This window comes from Schnuerera sp. xch1, from assembly GCF_019931165.1.
In the GTDB taxonomy this organism is placed as follows: Bacteria; Bacillota; Clostridia; order Tissierellales; family Tepidimicrobiaceae; genus JAIOUP01.
Window position 1 is genome coordinate 46118 of the sequence record NZ_JAIOUP010000013.1, and the last position, 17963, is coordinate 64080.

General features: G+C 31.9%; 18 protein-coding genes and 2 riboswitches. Of the genes, 1 reads left to right on the top strand and 17 read right to left on the bottom strand.

Translation table 11 applies throughout. The features are described from left to right. Positions 1-5: 5 nt before the first annotated feature. Entirely contained in the window at positions 6-1307 is a 1302-nt protein-coding gene (locus tag K8M07_RS09650) for an NCS2 family permease (RefSeq protein WP_223378251.1), read from the bottom strand. Between the two features lie 241 nt (positions 1308-1548). Next, a riboswitch (purine riboswitch) is annotated at positions 1549-1650 on the bottom strand. 123 nt (positions 1651-1773) lie between these two features. On the opposite strand from K8M07_RS09650, the gene K8M07_RS09655 reads away from it, so the two are divergent. After that, positions 1774-2688, top strand: a complete 915-nt coding sequence (locus K8M07_RS09655) for a DUF2935 domain-containing protein (RefSeq protein ID WP_223378253.1) — start codon at positions 1774-1776, stop codon at positions 2686-2688. A 96-nt stretch (positions 2689-2784) separates the two neighbouring features. Here K8M07_RS09655 and pfkB read toward each other — a convergent pair whose 3' ends face one another. From pfkB to K8M07_RS09735, 16 genes are all read right to left on the bottom strand, one after another. Next, positions 2785-3717 (bottom strand): 1-phosphofructokinase, encoded by a 933-nt coding sequence (gene pfkB, locus K8M07_RS09660; protein ID WP_223378255.1) that lies wholly within the window; start codon positions 3715-3717, stop codon positions 2785-2787. A gap of 24 nt (positions 3718-3741) precedes the next feature. Next, the gene (gene fba / locus K8M07_RS09665; protein WP_223378257.1) at positions 3742-4596 is read right to left on the bottom strand and encodes a class II fructose-1,6-bisphosphate aldolase; all 855 of its coding nucleotides are present in this window, start codon (positions 4594-4596) and stop codon (positions 3742-3744) included. A gap of 101 nt (positions 4597-4697) precedes the next feature. After that, positions 4698-5147: a PTS sugar transporter subunit IIA gene (locus K8M07_RS09670; RefSeq protein WP_223378259.1), complete on the bottom strand. Its 450-nt coding sequence runs from the start codon at positions 5145-5147 to the stop codon at positions 4698-4700. A gap of 81 nt (positions 5148-5228) precedes the next feature. Next, a complete protein-coding gene (locus K8M07_RS09675) occupies positions 5229-6572 on the bottom strand; it encodes a PTS ascorbate transporter subunit IIC (RefSeq protein WP_223378261.1) in 1344 nt (447 codons plus the stop codon). A 23-nt stretch (positions 6573-6595) separates the two neighbouring features. Then, positions 6596-6865, bottom strand: a complete 270-nt coding sequence (locus K8M07_RS09680) for a PTS sugar transporter subunit IIB (protein WP_223378263.1) — start codon at positions 6863-6865, stop codon at positions 6596-6598. Positions 6866-6878: 13 nt separating this feature from the next. Further along, on the bottom strand, positions 6879-7613 hold the full coding sequence (locus K8M07_RS09685; RefSeq protein WP_223378265.1) for a sugar isomerase domain-containing protein: 735 nt from the start codon (positions 7611-7613) through the stop codon (positions 6879-6881). A gap of 135 nt (positions 7614-7748) precedes the next feature. Further along, the gene (locus K8M07_RS09690) at positions 7749-8912 is read right to left on the bottom strand and encodes an SIS domain-containing protein (protein ID WP_223378267.1); all 1164 of its coding nucleotides are present in this window, start codon (positions 8910-8912) and stop codon (positions 7749-7751) included. 70 nt (positions 8913-8982) lie between these two features. Continuing rightward, positions 8983-9711 (bottom strand): GntR family transcriptional regulator, encoded by a 729-nt coding sequence (locus K8M07_RS09695; RefSeq protein ID WP_223378269.1) that lies wholly within the window; start codon positions 9709-9711, stop codon positions 8983-8985. 144 nt (positions 9712-9855) lie between these two features. Beyond that, a complete protein-coding gene (locus tag K8M07_RS09700) occupies positions 9856-10635 on the bottom strand; it encodes a formate/nitrite transporter family protein (RefSeq protein ID WP_223378271.1) in 780 nt (259 codons plus the stop codon). Between the two features lie 253 nt (positions 10636-10888). Further along, positions 10889-11851, bottom strand: coding sequence for a ribonuclease Z (locus tag K8M07_RS09705; RefSeq protein WP_223378273.1), 963 nt, complete (start codon positions 11849-11851; stop codon positions 10889-10891). A gap of 125 nt (positions 11852-11976) precedes the next feature. Further along, on the bottom strand, positions 11977-13050 hold the full coding sequence (gene cobT / locus K8M07_RS09710) for a nicotinate-nucleotide--dimethylbenzimidazole phosphoribosyltransferase (protein ID WP_223378275.1): 1074 nt from the start codon (positions 13048-13050) through the stop codon (positions 11977-11979). 18 nt (positions 13051-13068) lie between these two features. After that, entirely contained in the window at positions 13069-13329 is a 261-nt protein-coding gene (locus tag K8M07_RS09715) for a cysteine-rich small domain-containing protein (protein ID WP_223378277.1), read from the bottom strand. A gap of 6 nt (positions 13330-13335) precedes the next feature. Then, on the bottom strand, positions 13336-14652 hold the full coding sequence (locus tag K8M07_RS09720) for a cobyrinate a,c-diamide synthase (protein ID WP_223378279.1): 1317 nt from the start codon (positions 14650-14652) through the stop codon (positions 13336-13338). Beyond that, positions 14649-15701: a pyridoxal phosphate-dependent aminotransferase gene (locus tag K8M07_RS09725; protein ID WP_223378281.1), complete on the bottom strand. Its 1053-nt coding sequence runs from the start codon at positions 15699-15701 to the stop codon at positions 14649-14651. Before K8M07_RS09725 ends, K8M07_RS09720 begins: the two co-directional genes overlap by 4 nt. Positions 15702-15836: 135 nt before the next feature. After that, a riboswitch (cobalamin riboswitch) is annotated at positions 15837-16018 on the bottom strand. A gap of 49 nt (positions 16019-16067) precedes the next feature. Further along, entirely contained in the window at positions 16068-17006 is a 939-nt protein-coding gene (gene cbiB / locus K8M07_RS09730; protein WP_223378290.1) for an adenosylcobinamide-phosphate synthase CbiB, read from the bottom strand. A gap of 6 nt (positions 17007-17012) precedes the next feature. Next, positions 17013-17858, bottom strand: a complete 846-nt coding sequence (locus K8M07_RS09735; protein ID WP_223378292.1) for a cobyric acid synthase — start codon at positions 17856-17858, stop codon at positions 17013-17015. Between the last annotated feature and the right edge of the window lie 105 nt (positions 17859-17963).

Here is a 17963-nt window from a genome sequence, read left to right on the forward strand (position 1 = left end):
ATTTTTTACATCAATATAACTCTAGCTATAAATAATAGTGATAATACATACATAACTGTTGATACTTCTTTGCCTTTCCCACTTAAAAGCTTTAATACTACATAGGATACCATACCAAATACTATACCTTCTGCAATACTATATGCAAATGGCATCATAACTATTGTCAAAAATGCTGGTATTGCCTCTGTGTAGTCATCAAAATCTATGTCTTTGATTGAACTCATCATAAACAATCCAACTAATACCAAGGTTGGTGCTGTAGCAGCTGACGGTACCATGGTGAATACTGGTGCAAACAATAGAGCTAAAGCGAACATACCAGCTGTAGTCAATGATGTAAGTCCTGTTCTGCCACCTTCAGCTACACCTGAAGCAGATTCTACAAAAGTAGTAGTTGTACTGGTTCCAAGACATGCTCCCGCTACTGTTCCTACGGCATCAGCCATTAGAGCTTTACTCGCCCTTGGAAGTTTCCCTTCCTTATCCAACATACCAGCTTTTGATGATACTCCTACTAAAGTCCCTACAGTATCAAATATATCAACAAATAAGAAGGTAACAACTGCGACTAACATATCAAAAGAAAGTACCTCATCAAAGCCAACAAATTTAAATGCTACATCCTCTAAGGATGGAGGTAATGATATTATGCTAAAATCTTCCGGTACCATAGTAACTCCCATAGGTATACCGATTAAAGTTGTTATGATAATACCTATTAATAATGCCCCTTTAACATTCTTGACTAAAAGAATGCCAGTGATAATCAACCCTATAATTGCTAAAATTGATGCTGCTGATTTTAAATCTCCAAGAGCTACTATAGTATCTTCATTTAGAACTATTATATCTGCCCCAGAAAGACCTAAAAATGCAATAAATAATCCTATACCTACTGAGACTGCCTTTTTCAAATTTGCAGGTATCGCATTGAATATGGCTTCCCTTGCCCTAACAGCCGATAATAATATGAATATTATACCTTCAATCAATACAGCTGTTAATGCAAACTGCCATGATTTTCCCATAGGTCCTAATACTATTGTATAAGCAAAGAATGCATTTAAACCCATTCCTGGTGCTAAAGCAAATGGATATTTAGCATATAATGCCATAACAGCCGTAGCAATAACTGCTGCTAAAGCAGTAGCTGTAAATACCCCTCCACTTTCCATACCCGCATCTCCTAAAATAATAGGATTTACAACTAATATATAAGCCATGGTCATAAAAGTAGTAATTCCTGCAAGTACTTCTGTTTTCACATTTGTATTATTTCCCTTAAGATTAAAAAAGTTCTCCATTGTGACTCCTCCTCCATGATGTTATATTTTCCTAGATGCACTTACTTATTCTTAAAGACTTTTATCTATTAAAATGAATAAATTTATATTATTTACAAAAAAACAAATAAGCCCAGTCGAGTAGGCGCTCAAAGCGAAACCTACCCGGCTGGGCTTTTATCCCTTCGGTGTAATATCATTTATATACAACATAAAACAATATTTGTACCGCTTGGACCAGACAAGAATAAATCTTCGGAACCCTAGGTACACTTTCACTCATAGAAAAATGATTTTCGGTCATTTTGTAGAGACTCCTCAACCTTATTATGAGAAATATATGAGCTTAATTATTAATTTGTACAACCTAATCATAACAGTATAGATTATTAATGTCAAGATATATCTTAAAGAAAAAATATTGTAATAAATTCCTATATGGAGAAATACACTTTACTAGTTAATCTTATTATAAAGGGGGAATTCTGTGTTATCGCAAAAGGAATTTATTCAAATGTCATTAGAATTAAATTTATTCTTCGGAAGAATAATGAAAGAACATATGATACTTATGGAAATTGCTTTCCTACTAAAGGATAGCAATTATATCTTAGAAGCAGATAACTTAAAAGTAAGTTTTGAAGAAATACTAAAAGAAACCGTAGATTTATCTCAAGGAGTTATAAGTAAGGAGGCAATTGACTCCAATGAATTCGTCACACCGTATACTTTAGCTGCTGAAAGTAAAGTTGAATTTTTATCTGGAGCATGTATCAATAAAAATATAACTCGGGCTCAGTTAGGCTTAAAACCCAATAAGGACTCTGATTTATCTCCTGGCTTAAAGGGATGTGTCTTTGATTTAAATAATCGAATTATCAATTTACTTATAGATATTATAAAATTCAAAGAAGAAATATTGAATCAAGTATTGAACTGTAAATTATTAACATCAATATATCCCGAAATGTTAGATCACCTTCTAAGAGAAGCTAAATTCTATTTAGAAATGCTCTTGGATCTTCAAGAACAAACAAAACCCAAAAAGGATATCTTAGAAAAAGAAATTTTCTGGAACCATATAATGGAAGAACATGCCTTATTTATTAGAGGTTACTTAGATCCAGCAGAAGAACAGCTAATAAAAACAGCTAATGATTTTGCCAAAACTTTTGAAAAGTTATTGAAAAAAACCGAGGAAGCCGATAAGGAAGATATCTGTAAAGTTACGAAAAAGAACTTAGAAGCCACTAAGGAAATTAAAGAATTTAAGTCCAATTCCACTAAAGGTTTACTAGATTGTGAAATAAGAGCAATTATGACACCATTATTAGCAGATCATGTTCTAAGAGAAGCTAATAGATATATTAGGATATTAAAAGAATATTTAAGGAAATGTTAAAATAATAAGCTACTACGATGGTGCCTGGCACCATCGTAGTAGCTTATTTCTACTATATTGGTTCTTTAATATACTCTTCTAGTTGTGCTCCCTTTCTTATAATCTAATTTTTTCAATAAATGTTTCTTTCATGAGTTTATTTATATTATCAATATCAACTTTTCCAGTTTCCTTCTCCATAGCATTTGCAGTGCCACAAGCAGATGCTAGTTTTAACATGCTTTCAAAATCATAGTTTCTATTTAGTGATACTGCAAATCCTGCTATCATAGAATCTCCTGAGCCTACTGGATTTACAGCTTTCACTGTAGGAACCTTGATTCTATACATATAATTGTCATTAAATATTAATGAACCTTCACTGCCCAATGATACTGCAACTATTTTAACACCTTTTTCTAATACAAATTTTACTCCTCTTATTATATCATCTTCTGAAAAAACAGTATCTCCAATAAGGTTTTCTAGCTCCTCCTTGTTCGGTTTTATCAAATATGGACTGGCTCCCAAACCTTTCCTTAATGCCTGTCCAGTGGTATCAAGTATAAACTTTTTTCCTTCCCTATTCGCTATACTAATTAAATCTTTATAGACATCTACATTTACACCATTTGGAACACTTCCTGAGGCACAAATTATATTAAAATCTTTGATAAGTTTTTTATATAAATCATAAAATCTTCCAATATCTTTTTGTGCTATAGTAGGACCTGATTCTAATATCTCCGTTTGACTACCATCGTCTGATAGTATGGCCATACAACTCCTAGTCTCTCCATCAATAGAAACAAAACTATGACCAATATTCATAGTATCTAATTTTTCTTCTATATAATTTCCAGACATGCCACCCAAAAAACCTGTTGCTACCACAGGCTCCCCAAAGACTTTTACTACCTTCGATACATTTAAACCTTTACCTCCAGGAGTATATTGAAAATCATTAGTTCTAAAAATTTTCCCCTTTTGGAATTCATTTATATTATATCTCCTATCGATGGAAGGATTTAATGTAACAGTCAAAATCATTTTAATCCCCCTTACTAACTATTCTTATGCTCTATTTGCGCTACCGCAAACTTGAATTTTCTTTACTACAACTTCTTTTAATACATTCTTAGCAGGAGTTAAATAATGTCTCGGATCGTTATCTTCGGGGTTTTCATCAAAAAACCTTCTAATTGCATTACCAAAAGGAATTTTTAATTCAGTAGCTATATTAACCTTACAAATTCCCTTTTTTACTGCCTTCTTCACACTTTCATCTGGTACTCCTGAAGCTCCGTGTAACACTAGGGGAACATCAACTAAATTATTTATAATATCCAATCTCTCAAAATCCAATTTTGGTTCATCTTTATATACTCCATGAGCAGTTCCTATGGCTATAGCCAAAGAATCCACTCCTGTTATTTTGACAAATTCCAATGCAACATCAGGATCTGTAAGTAAAACATCTCTTTCGCTTATTTTTCTATCATCCTCTACTCCACCGACTCTTCCTAGCTCAGCTTCTACTGATACATTGTACTCTCTAGCAAAATTAACCACCCTTTGAGTAATCTTTATATTATCATCATAACCCTCTAATGAAGCATCTATCATTACTGATTTATAGCCAGCCATTATGCACTCTTGTAAAAAATCTATACTACCACAATGGTCTAAGTGTAAGGCTAATGGTATATTATATCTTTTAGCGCCAGTTTTTGCTATGGCCACTAAATAATCCAATCCAGCATAGTCAATAGTTCCAGGAGTAGTGGCTATTATTACAGGAGACTTCATCTCCCATGCACCATCTAAAACCGCTTGAAAGGTTTCTAAATTGTGTATATTGAATGCTGGAACTGCATACTTATTCTTTTTTGCATCTAAAAGCATTTCCTTTGTAGAAATAATGTCCATTATATCTTACCTCTCTTTTTAAAATACTTAGCTATGATAAATCGTGATTAAAATTTATTTTGGTTATTTTATTTCATAACTTTCACTAAATTCAACAAAACTTAGGCTAAAACATTTTTAATTATTCTGATAATTTCACTTTCATCATTAGAAGCTATAATACTATTCACAGCACTACTATCTTGCAATAATAACATGGCTTCAGATAAAACTTGTAAATGAGATTCACTATCTATAGCCCCTAACACAAATACAAGTTTAACTGGATCATTTTTTTGAGCATTAAAAATTATTCCCTTTTTAAAAACTGCTAGACTTATACACATAGTTTTTACTCCATCTTCCGGCCTTGCATGAAATAATGCTATTCCAGGAGCTATAACAATATATGGTCCATACTTCTTAACAGAGTCAATCATTGCATCAATATATCTATCTTCTACCATCTCATTATCTAGTAATGGTTGTCCTGCAATTCTTCCAGCATCTTCCCAGTCCTTTGCCCCTGAATAGATTTTAACAGTTTCTTCATTTAATAAATCTAATAACAAGATTCTCACCTCAATAAGATATGATTTTGTTAATTTATATTATTTGAATTGCTCCATTAAATCCTCTTCTAATATACAATTTTAAGACAAAGACCTCTTAGTCTTACTGTAGTTTATTTCTCGGTAACTATATAATGCATAAACCCCAATTATTATTGGTATTCCAATAAATGGTTGTTTTAAAAGCATCATTAACACCATGATATCTATGCAATCATGTCCTACTCCTCCTGCACCTACTGCTGCAAAATCAAACATAGTGTAAAGCATTCCAGATAGGAAAATCAAAAGGAATCCATATATAAATCCTGATACAATTGAACCTCTACGGCCACCAGTAGCATTGCCCATTATCCCTGCGACTCCACCAGTGAAAAAAGCTCCAATTATTGATACAAGGGGTGTTGAACCAAACACAGCTGAACTCACAAACATGCCTACTATCATACCAATAACAGCCATTATAAATCCAATCATTAGAGAATTTGGAGCAAACCCAAATAAAGCCGGAACATCCAATGCAGGTATGGCTCCTGGAACAAGTTTATCAGCAATACCTTTAAATGAAGGCACTAATTCTCCTAAGAACATCCTTACACCTTGCAGTAATATCAAAATACCAGCTGCAAATCCCATAGCTTTCAACAGTCCAAATAAAATATAATTTTGCTCTCCAGCGTATTCAGCTACAGTATCTGCCCCTGCAGCAATTACAACAACTAGATAGAAAATCATCATAACTAGAGAAACTGAAATGGACGTATCTTTAAAAAATTCCAATGATTCAGGTAGCTTAATATCTTCAGCAGATTTAGATTTATCTCCTACAAAGCCACCAATTTGTGCTGAAATAACTGTCCCCAGAGTTGTTAAATGAGCTATTGCAATGCTATCGTTGCCAATAATTTTTCTTACCATAGGCTGTGCAATTGCAGGTAACAAGGTCAATATCAATCCGTGTAATAAAGCACCAAGTACTATAATTGTAATCTCATTATAACCTAGTGTATACAGACTATAAGATAATGCAACGGATAAAATCCACATCATATGTCCGGTCAAAAAGATGTATTTTAAAGGCGTAAATCTTGCTAGTACTATATTAACTAAAAATCCAATAGCCATAATTAGCGCGCTTGTGGAAGCGATAATAGGTACTGTCGTTTGCATAGCCCCTACAACTGCTTCCGATGATGCTGCAAATCCATTTAAATTAAATACATGAGTAAATAGATTCACAAATGGTAAGATCTCTGTAACAATTAGGCTTGCACCAGCTGATAATACAAGCATACCTAATGCAGTTTTCAATGAACCAGCAAATACTTGTCCAACAGATTTTTTCTGAAGTAATAAACCAATCATAGCAACAAGGCCAAGTATAATAGCTGGGGTACCTAAAATACCTAACAGTAAATCTAACATTTTTATTCCCCCTTAAAATTCATTTATTTGTCAAAATACTGTACTAGCTTAGTTTTTATCTCCTTTTTATCTACAATATTGTCGATAAAAATAACATTTTCCTGTCCTTCAAAAGACTTCTCAAACTCGCTAGTAGTTATTATTAAATCTGCTTTTCTTCCCTTTACAGTGCCCATATCCCAATGCTCTATATTGCATTTTATACCCAATTCTTTTGTCACAGAATCAACTGTCATTTTCAATATGAGACTAGAACCAACACCTAAACCACACACCGTTACTATTTTTAACATTATTTCTCCTCCCTTATAAACTTCCTATTTTATTTTTATATTTTTCTATATACCCTTTATTAATTTCATCTCCCTTATCTAAATTCGAACTTACATATACAGGTGGAATATATCCATTATTTACGCAGTTTTCAATGCTCTGAGCAACTATTGCTTCCATAACTGCCATGCCTAGTACAGTTGAAGTCCCACAAAATTGTGCATCCATTCCATCAATTGATAAGCATGCGTCACCACTAACACACTTTATATCTATAGTTACATCAGCTAAATCCTTTAATAGCTTTCTTGAACTATGACGTGATGTAACACTATTTGTAAATTCTAATGAGGTTAAAGCAATTACTTTCATACCCTTTTCTTTGGCTGCTAAAGCCATATCTATGACTCCAGCGTTTCTTCCGGAAATTGACACTATGATCATAGTGTCATCTTCAGAAGTATTCTCCAATTCTAAGTATGATGGCGTAAAACCTTCGATTCTCTCCTGTATAGTACTTAGTTTAGCCTTAGGTGTTAAAGCCATATGTGGAATAAGTAACGGATTAACCTGTACAAGTCCCCCAGCACGGTAAAACACTTCCATTGCAAACATTTGTGAATGCCCACAACCAAAAACATGTATTAGACGATCTTTCACAATCGAATTAGAACAATACTTAGCTGCTTCCTCAATTTTCTTTCCTTCTTCTTCAAATTGAGCTTCTAACTGTTCCTTAATAATTGAATAATATTCTAAATACTTCAAATTAACCCTCCTAACGAAATATAAAATTATCATTTTTTAAAGACTTCTAAAATAATACTAAAATCTTAGCATAATTTCAGCTGTAAAAATGCTGGTAAAAAAATATATAGCTGTTTCTCTCAACCCCTATAATTATTAATAATCATATATCCTAACTCCCTGTACCACCCTATTAATTACTCCAGATGGACTAGGATTATCAGGTTCTATCCCCAATTTCACTGAAGATAATAATGCAAATATTTGTGCATAAAGTATATATAATAGTCCAATAAATACATCATTATTTATTCCATCTGCATTATTTAAACTAATATGAAAATCAGAGATATTTTCTAGGTCTTCAGAATACTCTTTTGCTATAGTTATTAATTTATGATCGCCTACATCATTGTGTATTTCATTAATTAGGTCTCTATCGTATTTTTTAGTATAATCGTCATCAGAAATATAAATAAATATATAGGTATTACCATCTATTATTGATTTAGGTCCATGTCTAAACCCAAGTACAGATTCGTTATGGGGGACTATCTGTCCTCTAGTTAATTCCAATAGCTTTAGACTACTTTCTTTTGCTAGACCATAGAAAGTTCCAGACCCTAAATAAACTACTCTACCATAATTTTCATCAATTAATTTTTCTAGAATTGTATAATCATTGCTCAATATTATTTTTCCTATCTTAACTGTATCTAACAACTGATTCTTATTTTCTTCATAATTATCCTTATCAAACAATAGTAAGGCTGCTATTGTCATACAAGAAAAACTACTGGTCATCGCAAATCCTTTATCATTAGATTCTTCTGGCATAAGAAGTAGCAAAATGTCCTCATCTTTAGCTGATATATTCGCTAACTTGCCTTCCTTATTACAAGTAATAAATATATGGCTAATATCATCAACCAATTTATTTGCTAAATTATAAGTAGCTATACTTTCAGGACTGTTCCCAGAACGAGCAAAGGATACCATTATTGTGGGTATATCGTTTTTTAAATACATTTTTGGATTAGAAACAATATCTGTAGTAGGTATAGTTCGAAAATCTAGCTTTCTTTCTCTATTCAAATAAGGAGTTATAATTTCCCCTATATAGGCTGAAGTACCAGCACCTGTAAAAATAATTCTAAGGTTTCCCTTTTTTATTTTATCTTTCATAAATTTATTTATTTTTTCCTGGTTTAGTTCAACATTCTTCAAAGTCTCTATCCAAAGGTCCGGTTGGTTAAATATCTCAGTTGCTGTATAAACTCCATTTAACTTTTTCCATTTTTCTTTGCTAAAACCAAACATCAAATCACTCCTATTATAAAAATTACATACATAATGTTGTTATGTTGTCATTACCAGTTAGTTTAAAAAATTATTTCCCTAAATACACATGGTACTTAAATCTATCTCCTCTTGCAATTCCCTTAGTATATTCAATTATGGAACCATTCTCATATGTTACTCTCTCTATCATCATACTAGGAAGTCCAGGAAAGTACTCTAATAAATCAGCCTCATCTTCTCTAGTCAACACTGCTTGAAATATTTCTTCTGCTCCAGTAAAAGTAGCAGCATATTTTTTTGTGAATATATCATACATTGCATTATGTTCTAAATTCTCTTTTGTTATTCCAGGAAACCTTCTATAAGGAACATAAGATGTTTCTAACATCATAGGTTCATCATCAGCTAATCTTAATCTTGTAAATACGTATATCTTATCCTTAGGATTTAGTTTCATTTTCCTTGCGATTTCATCATTAGCTTCTACTATATCAAAATCCAACACTTTAGACGAAGGGATTTTGCCAATTTTTTTCATCTCCTCTGTAAAACTATAAAATTCTAATAGATCTTGTTTGAACTTTTCTTTTGATACAAAAGTTCCTTTACCATGAACTTTATATATATATCCTTCCTTTTCTAATTCTTGTATAGCCTGTCTAACGGTAGACCTGCTTACATCATATATTTCGCAAAGCTCCCTTTCAGAAGGTAGCTGATCGTCTTCTTCAAGATTTCCTTCATCAATCATTTCTATAATTATATCCATCAATTGATAGTACAGTGGAATTCGATTGGATTTATCTATTTTCTTCATCTATATATCACCTTTTTCGTATAATGGTACGTACCACTTACTACAATAATACTTTAAAAACAAAATATTGTCAACACAATTTAGAAAATTCATTAATACTAATAAAAAACTTTCTTTTTTAATGTTAAACACCAAAAAAGAAAGCTATTTTTGTGCTGGCAATATATATGCAATATAGTAAACAATGGGTACTATTATTCCACCACCTAGAATATTCCCTAAAGTTACAGGGATTAAATTTGAAATCCAAATATCCACCCAGGTAATAGATAATCCCATAAATTTCGCAAAAGGTATAAAAAACATGTTTGCTATACTGTATTCATATCCAGATACAACAAATAGCATTATAGGAAACCATATCGCAAATATTCTTGAGACTATGTCTTGTGCAGCTGCAGATGACCATACACCAAGAACAACTAATATATTGCAAAGTATACCTCTTAAAAATGTGGCTTGAAAGCTAAGGGATGTTTTGGCTAATCCTGTATTAAGTGTGAAATCTAAAATATTTTTATTCACTAACTGAGTCTTAGATATAGTATATGCTAGCAGTATTGAACCTATAAAATTACCTAAGTATACAAAAAACCAATTTTTAAATAAACCTTTTATGGTTATTTTTTTATCCATTATAGCCATTGTCATTAGATTATTTCCAGTAAAAAGTTCACTTCCTGTAAATATTACTAACATTAATCCTACTGGAAATACAGAAGCACCTAAAAATTTAGCTAAACCAGCATCTATACTTCCTAAAGATTGAGAAACTATAATATATGCAAAAGCTCCATAACCAATATGGATCCCTGCCATTATCCCAAGAAGTAATAATCTGGTTGTAGATAAATTAGCCTTTGTCTCTGCTGAAATAATTGTTGACTCTGCAACTTCTGATGGTGCTAAAAATCTTTTCTTCATGTCTATTATCAACCTCTGTCATTATATCTATTTAATATTATCCTTCCATTCTATATGGAGATAATACTAGGTAAAAAACTCTATTTGTGGTAAAAAATTTGTCGGTTTACAGAGGTACTAATCAATCAACTTTTCCAAATTCCTTAAACTTGGAACTCGTCCATTTACTCTTATTGCTTTTCCTTCTATAATTTCAATAGTGTTTCTATTTAAAAATTTCTTATAATATAATGTCAAAAATAGTTTTTACCTATCAATAATCATCTTTATAATTTAAAGTGGTCATCATCCTATCATATCCAACTTTAGTATTTGGAAATACATCAGTAGCATTGTGAATATATCCTTCTGGATTATCCATAGCAGTGCTGAAATGAGTAAGCCACAATTCTCTAACATTGGCTCTTGATGCTAAATCAGCAGCTTCGGCAAATGTCATATGCTTATTTTTAATAGCATTTTTCAAATCATCATTATCCCCATAAGTTCCTTCACAAATAAATAAATCACTTTCTCTAATAAAATTCACTATGGGATCAATAGGTCTAGTATCAGTAATATAACTTAACTTAATGCCTCTTCTCTCGTTACCTAGGACTGTATTAGGCTTAATAACTTGACCTTCATATTCTATGGATTGGCCATTTTGTAAGTTTTTCCACAGATTCTTAGGTATGTTCAGTGATCTAGCCTTTTTAGGATTGAATTTGGGCCTTCTTGGTATACAGAAGCTATAACCTATACAAGAAGATGAATGGTCTAATTCTATAGTTGAAATTATCAAATCTTCATAGTATAAAGATCCATTAGCCTTATCTATATCTAAACCTTCTTTTGTAAAATTGATTCTAAATGAGTTACTAGAAGCTTCAACTAAATATACACTATATGGTAAGTATGGCACTGCTACCATTAACCCTTCTAAAAACTTTCTTATGCCTTTGGGTCCTATTATGGTTATAGGATCAATCCTACCACTATTGCCCATTGTTGCAAATAACCCTGGTAGCCCTAGTATATGGTCTCCATGTATATGGGTTAATAATATTACATCTATAGACTTAAACCCCCATTTTAATAATCTCATAGAGACTTGAGTACCTTCCCCACAATCAACTAAAATCTTCCTTCCTTTATAGCTTATTAACATAGAAGATAAAAACCTATTTGGAATAGGCATACCCCCTCCAGTTCCTAATAAAGCTACATCTATCATAAAATCACTCTTTTCTTACAGATTAGATTCTATCTATATAGTACCACATAAAAGAAATTGGCTATAAAAAATTATATGCCCATTCTCTAACATTATCTTTGTTTGCAGTTCTTAGCTTCTACATTTTATTCTTCTCTTATATCTACTAAGGGTGAACTACTTAGCGAAACTTCTTCAAAGGTTCCCATGTTTTTTAAGGTGTACATTCCGATTTCTATGATTTGGAAAGCTAATGGGCACCCTGAACCTTCGCCTAATCTCATACCTAAATTTAATATTGGTTTCAATTTTAATTCATCTAATACATATTTTGCGCCAGGTTCTGCTGATAGATGAGAAGGAATTATATATTCACTTACTAATGAATTTAATCTAAGGGCACAAAGAGCTGCTACCGCAGAAATAAACCCGTCTATTACAACAGGCTTTTTATTCTTAGCTGCTGATAATATTAATCCACACATACCACCTATATCAAATCCGCCAACCTTTGCTATTACATCTATTGAATCTTCTTTATTTGGTTTGTTCAATTTTATACCTTTTCTTATTGTATTTTTTTTATTGGTATGTTGTTCATCTGTCAGACCTGCTCCTTTTCCACAGGTTATGTCCACATCCAAGCCTGATAGTACAGACAAAATAGCTGCCGAAGTAGTAGTATTACCTATGCCAACTTCCCCAGTACCTAAAATATCATATCCTTCCTTATATAATTTGTCTCCAATTTCAATACCTATTTCAATGGATCTAACTGCTTCTTCATAGGTCATAGCCGGACCCTTGACAAAATTCTTCGTACCATTTTCTATTTTTCTGTTTATCACTTTTGAGTCATCTATCTCTCCTATTATGCCTAAATCAACAGTTACTATATCTGTATTTGTATATTTGCCTAAAGTTGCAACTCCTGTTACTCCTGTTGTCATATTTTCAGCTAATACCTTTGTAAATATTTGAGGAGCAGAACTTACTCCCTCTTCAACTACTCCATTGTCACTGCACATTACAACTATTGCCTTTTTATCTAATTTATTGATTACTTTACCAGTCATACCTGCGATTTTAATTGTAATCTCTTCTAAAGCACCTAAACTTCCCATTGGCTTAATTAGCCTGTCCCATTTTTCTTTGGCTAGTTTTTTTGCCTTTTCATTAGGTTTAGTAATTTGATTCAAGGTATATTTTAATAATTTCATAAATTTTCACCTTCCTCATTATTTGTATTTATTTCTTCTTTTTATGTTTTCAGTCATTAGCTTTTCGTTTATATAGTCATATCCATTAGGGCTATGTGGTATTAAACAATTTGAACAGTCCTTTATTCTATCATTATAAACATAATTACCACCACATTCTTCTAAAAAATATAGTGGGCAATAGCAAAACATACAGTTAAACTCTTCTTCACTTTTTACTTTATGACATGGAAAATAGTCACAAGATGTATTTCTATAAAATCTATAGCAATTCTCCATTTATTCTCATCTCTCTTTTCTGTAATTTTCTATTTTATTTAACAAATAATTAAAGCTTTCCATATTCCCAAGGAAATTAATGTGTTGATAGTAGCCTAATACATTTTTAAATGCATAACCACATTGATACTTTCTACTACTCTTTAGTTTACTAATATTAAATAAGGGAGTACCATCTATATCTATTGTTGAATTATGATATTCATTTCCTGTAATTATGCTACCTTCTTTTCCAAATATTGTATCCTTAGCTAATTCTATATTCGCATATCCAAATCTCTGAAGTCTATCTGTCATCCTTGCTTGTCCATTGAATATATTACACATTGGATAGCCTTCTATTGAAGAAACTAGATACATAAAACCACCAGCTTCTCCTATAATATGCTTCCCCTTCATGGCATTATCTCTTATTGAATTAATCATCGATCTATTTGATGATAGTTCTTCTTTAAAAAGTTCAGGATAACCTCCACCTATGAAAATCAAATCACTATCTGGGATAGTTCTATCTTTAAGAGGTGAAAAGTATTCTACATTACAAATATTTTCAAATAGATTTAAATTCTCACCATAATAAAAATTAAAGGCTTTATCATAAGCTATAGCAATATTGATATCTCTTCTCATAGGATATTCATAGGGTTTAGTCTCTACTTCTTCCATAATATTGATCATTCTATCTATATCTAGGGTTTCTTCAATAAGTCTTGAACTTCTATCAATGAGTTCTTCCGTATTGGATATTTCGTCATATTGCATTAGCCCAAGATACCTACTTTCTATTTCTAACGAATCATTATAGGGTACATATCCGAGTACCTCTATATTAATATGTTCTTCGATTATCTCCTTCATCATAGTATAAATAGGCTCCGTTACTTTGTTTAAGATTATCCCTTTAATTAATCCATTTGAAAAATCCACCATTCCCTTTATCTTAGGAATTGCTGAAAACATTTCACCTTTAGGTGTATACACTAAAACAGATGGAATATTTAGTTTCTTTGACATATGAAAACTAGAATTCTCATAGGTATTATGTATTCCATCAAAATACCCCATTGCTCCTTCAATAATTCCATATTCGCTATTATTCATAGAAAGAGAGCTTCTTAGACCTTCTTTACCCATTAGATGCATATCAAGATTCCCTGCTCTTTTCCCAGAGGCTAATCCTAAATATCTTGTATCTATAAAATCAGGTCCCGTTTTAAAAGCTCCTATATCTAGTCCTCTATTTTTTATAGCCCTAATTATTCCAGTAGTCAGTATTGTTTTCCCTGAATTGCTTGATGGAGCTGTTATCATTAATGTTCTCATTTTGATTCCTCCAGTTCTTTAAATATCTTTATTAATCTGTTATTACCGTTTCGATCCTTTATTGCTATTCGAATAAAGTTATCATCTAACCCCTTGAAACTAGAACATTTTCTTATAACAATTCCTCTATTTAGAAAATAGTTAAAAATATATTCTTCATTCCAATTCAACAGCTTAATTAATATAAAATTACTATTAGTAAAGTAAGGCTTAATTCCACTTATATTTGATAATCCCTTTAATAAGTATTTTCTTTCCTGATCTATATATCTTTTGGATTCCTTTATATACTCCTTATATTGGAATATATATCTGCCTGCTATTTCAGCTAATGTGTTAATATTCCAAGGCAGTTGGATTTCTTCTATTTTTTCAACCATATCCAATGAAGTACAACCATAGCCTAGTCTTATACCAGGTAAGGCAAAGAATTTAGTAGCTGCTCTTATAATACCTAGATTTTTATAATCTGTTTGTTTGAATAATTCTATACTATCGTAATCTATAGGACAGAATTCGAAAAAAGCTTCATCTATTAATAGAAAACCGCCAAACTTTTTCACTATAGTATATATCAATATTAGCTCTTCCATTTCTATTCGAAGACCTGTTGGATTGTTTGGATTTCCTAGTATGAGCATATCTCCTTGTTGGATTGCATCTTTAATTGCCTTTAAATTTACTGTAAAGTCCTCATTATAGGGAATTCTAATTAATTCTTTATCATGGATTAAAGCCCTCTGTTCATATTCTGAAAAGGAAGGTGTGCATACCAATACTCTATTGGCTAAAAGAGTAAAATTATCTATTAATTCTACTGCACCATTCCCTAGAATTGTATTTTCAGCTTTACAGTTCAAGTATTTTCCTACAGACTTCTTTAACTTTCTATATTTTACATCTGGATAGGATTCTAAATCCTTAAAGCCATTCATTATTACTTTTTCTAATCCTTTTGGTGACCCTAATGGGTTTATATTGCTGCTATAATCTACTAATTTACCATCATAATAACCTTCATAGGATAATAAATCTCCACCATGTTCCATATTGTCACCTACCTTATATGATTTTATTGACTATAAAATAAGGAATAAAAAAACCCCCAGCCAACTAGCTAGGGACATAATTCTTGCGTAAAAATACAAAAAATACAAGCTCTCCTCTTCCCTCCGAAGGTGGCATAATCTTTACTACTATTAGGCAGGTCTCCTGACTTGTGAACCATTTTACTCTCAACACCTTCCCGAATTAACTCCAGTGGTATACGTTGATTTCATCATCACTTACAGTAGCGGGGGCTGTATGGGATTCTCACCCATTTCCCTATTATTCCTTTTATGGAACCTAAAGTATATATTCAATTTTCACTACCATGCTATCATAAGTTAAAACCATTTTCAAGTTTGTTTTGATTAAATTATCTTAAGTTTCACAAAACTATAGATAATCAGTATAAGAACTTGACTACGATACATTATCTCAATAGTATTTTTTATATGATTCTTATTTATATTTTCCAGTTTATCTCCAATAGTTGGTTTCTCAACTAATTTGCCATGGTAATAGTTATTACCTCCTAATTGAATGCCTAGAAGTCCTGCTACTGCTGCTTCTGGATAAACAGCGTTTGGACTTTTATGATTTTTTCTATCTCTAATCATAATCCTAAATCCATTTTTAATATCAAATCTACCAATAGAACCTATGGACATAAGTAATCCCGTAATTCTAGCTGGAATGTAGTTAAATAGGTCATCTGTTTTGGCTGGAAAATATCCAATATCAATGTACTTTTCATTCATATATCCTAACATTGAATCCATGGTATTGATAAATTTATAAGCTAGTCCACCTGGAACTCCGAAGAGCATAATGAAAAATAAGGGTACTATTACTCCATCAGATGTATTCTCTGCTACAGTCTCCACAGTTGCCATCATTACTTTCTCTTCTGAAAGGTTTTTTGTTTCTCGTCCTACTATGTATGATAGCCTTGTTCTTGCTTCTTTAATTCCTATATCCAAAGCTTGATATACTTTCATAGCCTCATAGTGTAAAGATCTTGCAGCTATACAGGTATATATTAAATAAATATTTATTATATTGTAAATTACTTTATACTGTTTTATAAATTTCAATAGAAAATATGAAATAAAAAAACCAAAACATATATTCATTATAACTATAATAAGCCCTGCTATTTTTAGCCCTAGTTTTGATTTATCTATTTTCCTTGCTAGTTTGTCCTCCAAAGATATTATTCTACCCATTAGTTTTACTGGATGGGGGAAAGAATAAGGGTCTCCCAATATAAAATCCAGTAAAACTGCAGCTATTATATTCATTAACATTATTGATTAACCCTTTAGTCCCATAATTTCATAGACACAATCTATATCCATATTTTCCCTTAACATTAAGGATAGTTTGCCTAACTCCATTTCTGTTTCCTCTTCTGTCTGTGGATTAGTATTGCATTCCTTCTCATAGTCTACTAAGCTATCTTCATCTACTAATTCCAAAGGAGCATATGGTATAGTACCTATAACTGGTATATCTAACATATCCTCTATCATCTTAATTCCTGAATCAAGTAGAGTTTTATCGCCTCTAAACTTATTGATAATTAAACCCTTTATTCTACTTCTTTCATGGGGCTCAAGTAATTTTACTGTACCATAAAGTGAGGCAAATACGCCTCCCCTATCAATATCACCAACTAGAAGAACAGGTGCATCGGCCATTTCTGCCATACCCATATTTACAATATCATTTTCCTTTAGATTTATCTCTGCTGGACTTCCTGCGCCTTCAATAACAACAATATCATTTTCTCTTTCAATTTCCTTATATGTATCCAATATCATTGACCTAAGGCTATTTTTAAATTTAAAATATTCTACTGCTTCCATATCCTCTTTGTCTTCGCCTTTTATAGCTACCATAGAACCGTTATCAGATTTTGGTATTAATAGAATCGGATTCATATTGGGTTCTGGCTCTAAGCCAGCAGCTATTGCCTGTAAAGTTTGTGCTGTGCTTATTTTATACCCTTCCTTGGTAGTGTAATATTTTGACGACATATTTTGGGATTTGAAAGGGTATACTTTGTATCCATCTTCTTTAAATATCTTACATAATCCTGCACACATTAAACTCTTCCCAACTGAAGAGGCTGTGCCTTGTATCATTATATTTGTCATAAAAAACCCCCTATTTATATCTTTTTATTTCTTCTGCAGATGGACTTTGGTGAGTATCATATTATCCATCATTTAATATTTTCCTCTCCATGATTTGTGTTCTTT

Excerpts from the sequence above, each read along its gene's own strand:
- fba (WP_223378257.1), bottom strand. The coding sequence starts at position 4,596 with ATGGACATTATTTCTACAAAGGAAATGCTTTTAGATGCAAAAAAGAAT.
- K8M07_RS09720 (WP_223378279.1), bottom strand. The coding sequence starts at position 14,652 with ATGAGAACATTAATGATAACAGCTCCATCAAGCAATTCAGGGAAAACA.
- cbiB (WP_223378290.1), bottom strand. The coding sequence starts at position 17,006 with ATGTTAATGAATATAATAGCTGCAGTTTTACTGGATTTTATATTGGGA.
- cobT (WP_223378275.1), bottom strand. The coding sequence starts at position 13,050 with ATGAAATTATTAAAATATACCTTGAATCAAATTACTAAACCTAATGAA.
- pfkB (WP_223378255.1), bottom strand. The coding sequence starts at position 3,717 with ATGATTTTGACTGTTACATTAAATCCTTCCATCGATAGGAGATATAAT.
- K8M07_RS09650 (WP_223378251.1), bottom strand. The coding sequence starts at position 1,307 with ATGGAGAACTTTTTTAATCTTAAGGGAAATAATACAAATGTGAAAACA.
- K8M07_RS09715 (WP_223378277.1), bottom strand. The coding sequence starts at position 13,329 with ATGGAGAATTGCTATAGATTTTATAGAAATACATCTTGTGACTATTTT.
- K8M07_RS09700 (WP_223378271.1), bottom strand. The coding sequence starts at position 10,635 with ATGAAGAAAAGATTTTTAGCACCATCAGAAGTTGCAGAGTCAACAATT.
- K8M07_RS09675 (WP_223378261.1), bottom strand. The coding sequence starts at position 6,572 with ATGTTAGATTTACTGTTAGGTATTTTAGGTACCCCAGCTATTATACTT.
- K8M07_RS09735 (WP_223378292.1), bottom strand. The coding sequence starts at position 17,858 with ATGACAAATATAATGATACAAGGCACAGCCTCTTCAGTTGGGAAGAGT.
- K8M07_RS09705 (WP_223378273.1), bottom strand. The coding sequence starts at position 11,851 with ATGATAGATGTAGCTTTATTAGGAACTGGAGGGGGTATGCCTATTCCA.
- K8M07_RS09690 (WP_223378267.1), bottom strand. The coding sequence starts at position 8,912 with ATGTTTGGTTTTAGCAAAGAAAAATGGAAAAAGTTAAATGGAGTTTAT.
- K8M07_RS09695 (WP_223378269.1), bottom strand. The coding sequence starts at position 9,711 with ATGAAGAAAATAGATAAATCCAATCGAATTCCACTGTACTATCAATTG.
- K8M07_RS09680 (WP_223378263.1), bottom strand. The coding sequence starts at position 6,865 with ATGTTAAAAATAGTAACGGTGTGTGGTTTAGGTGTTGGTTCTAGTCTC.
- K8M07_RS09725 (WP_223378281.1), bottom strand. The coding sequence starts at position 15,701 with ATGGAACATGGTGGAGATTTATTATCCTATGAAGGTTATTATGATGGT.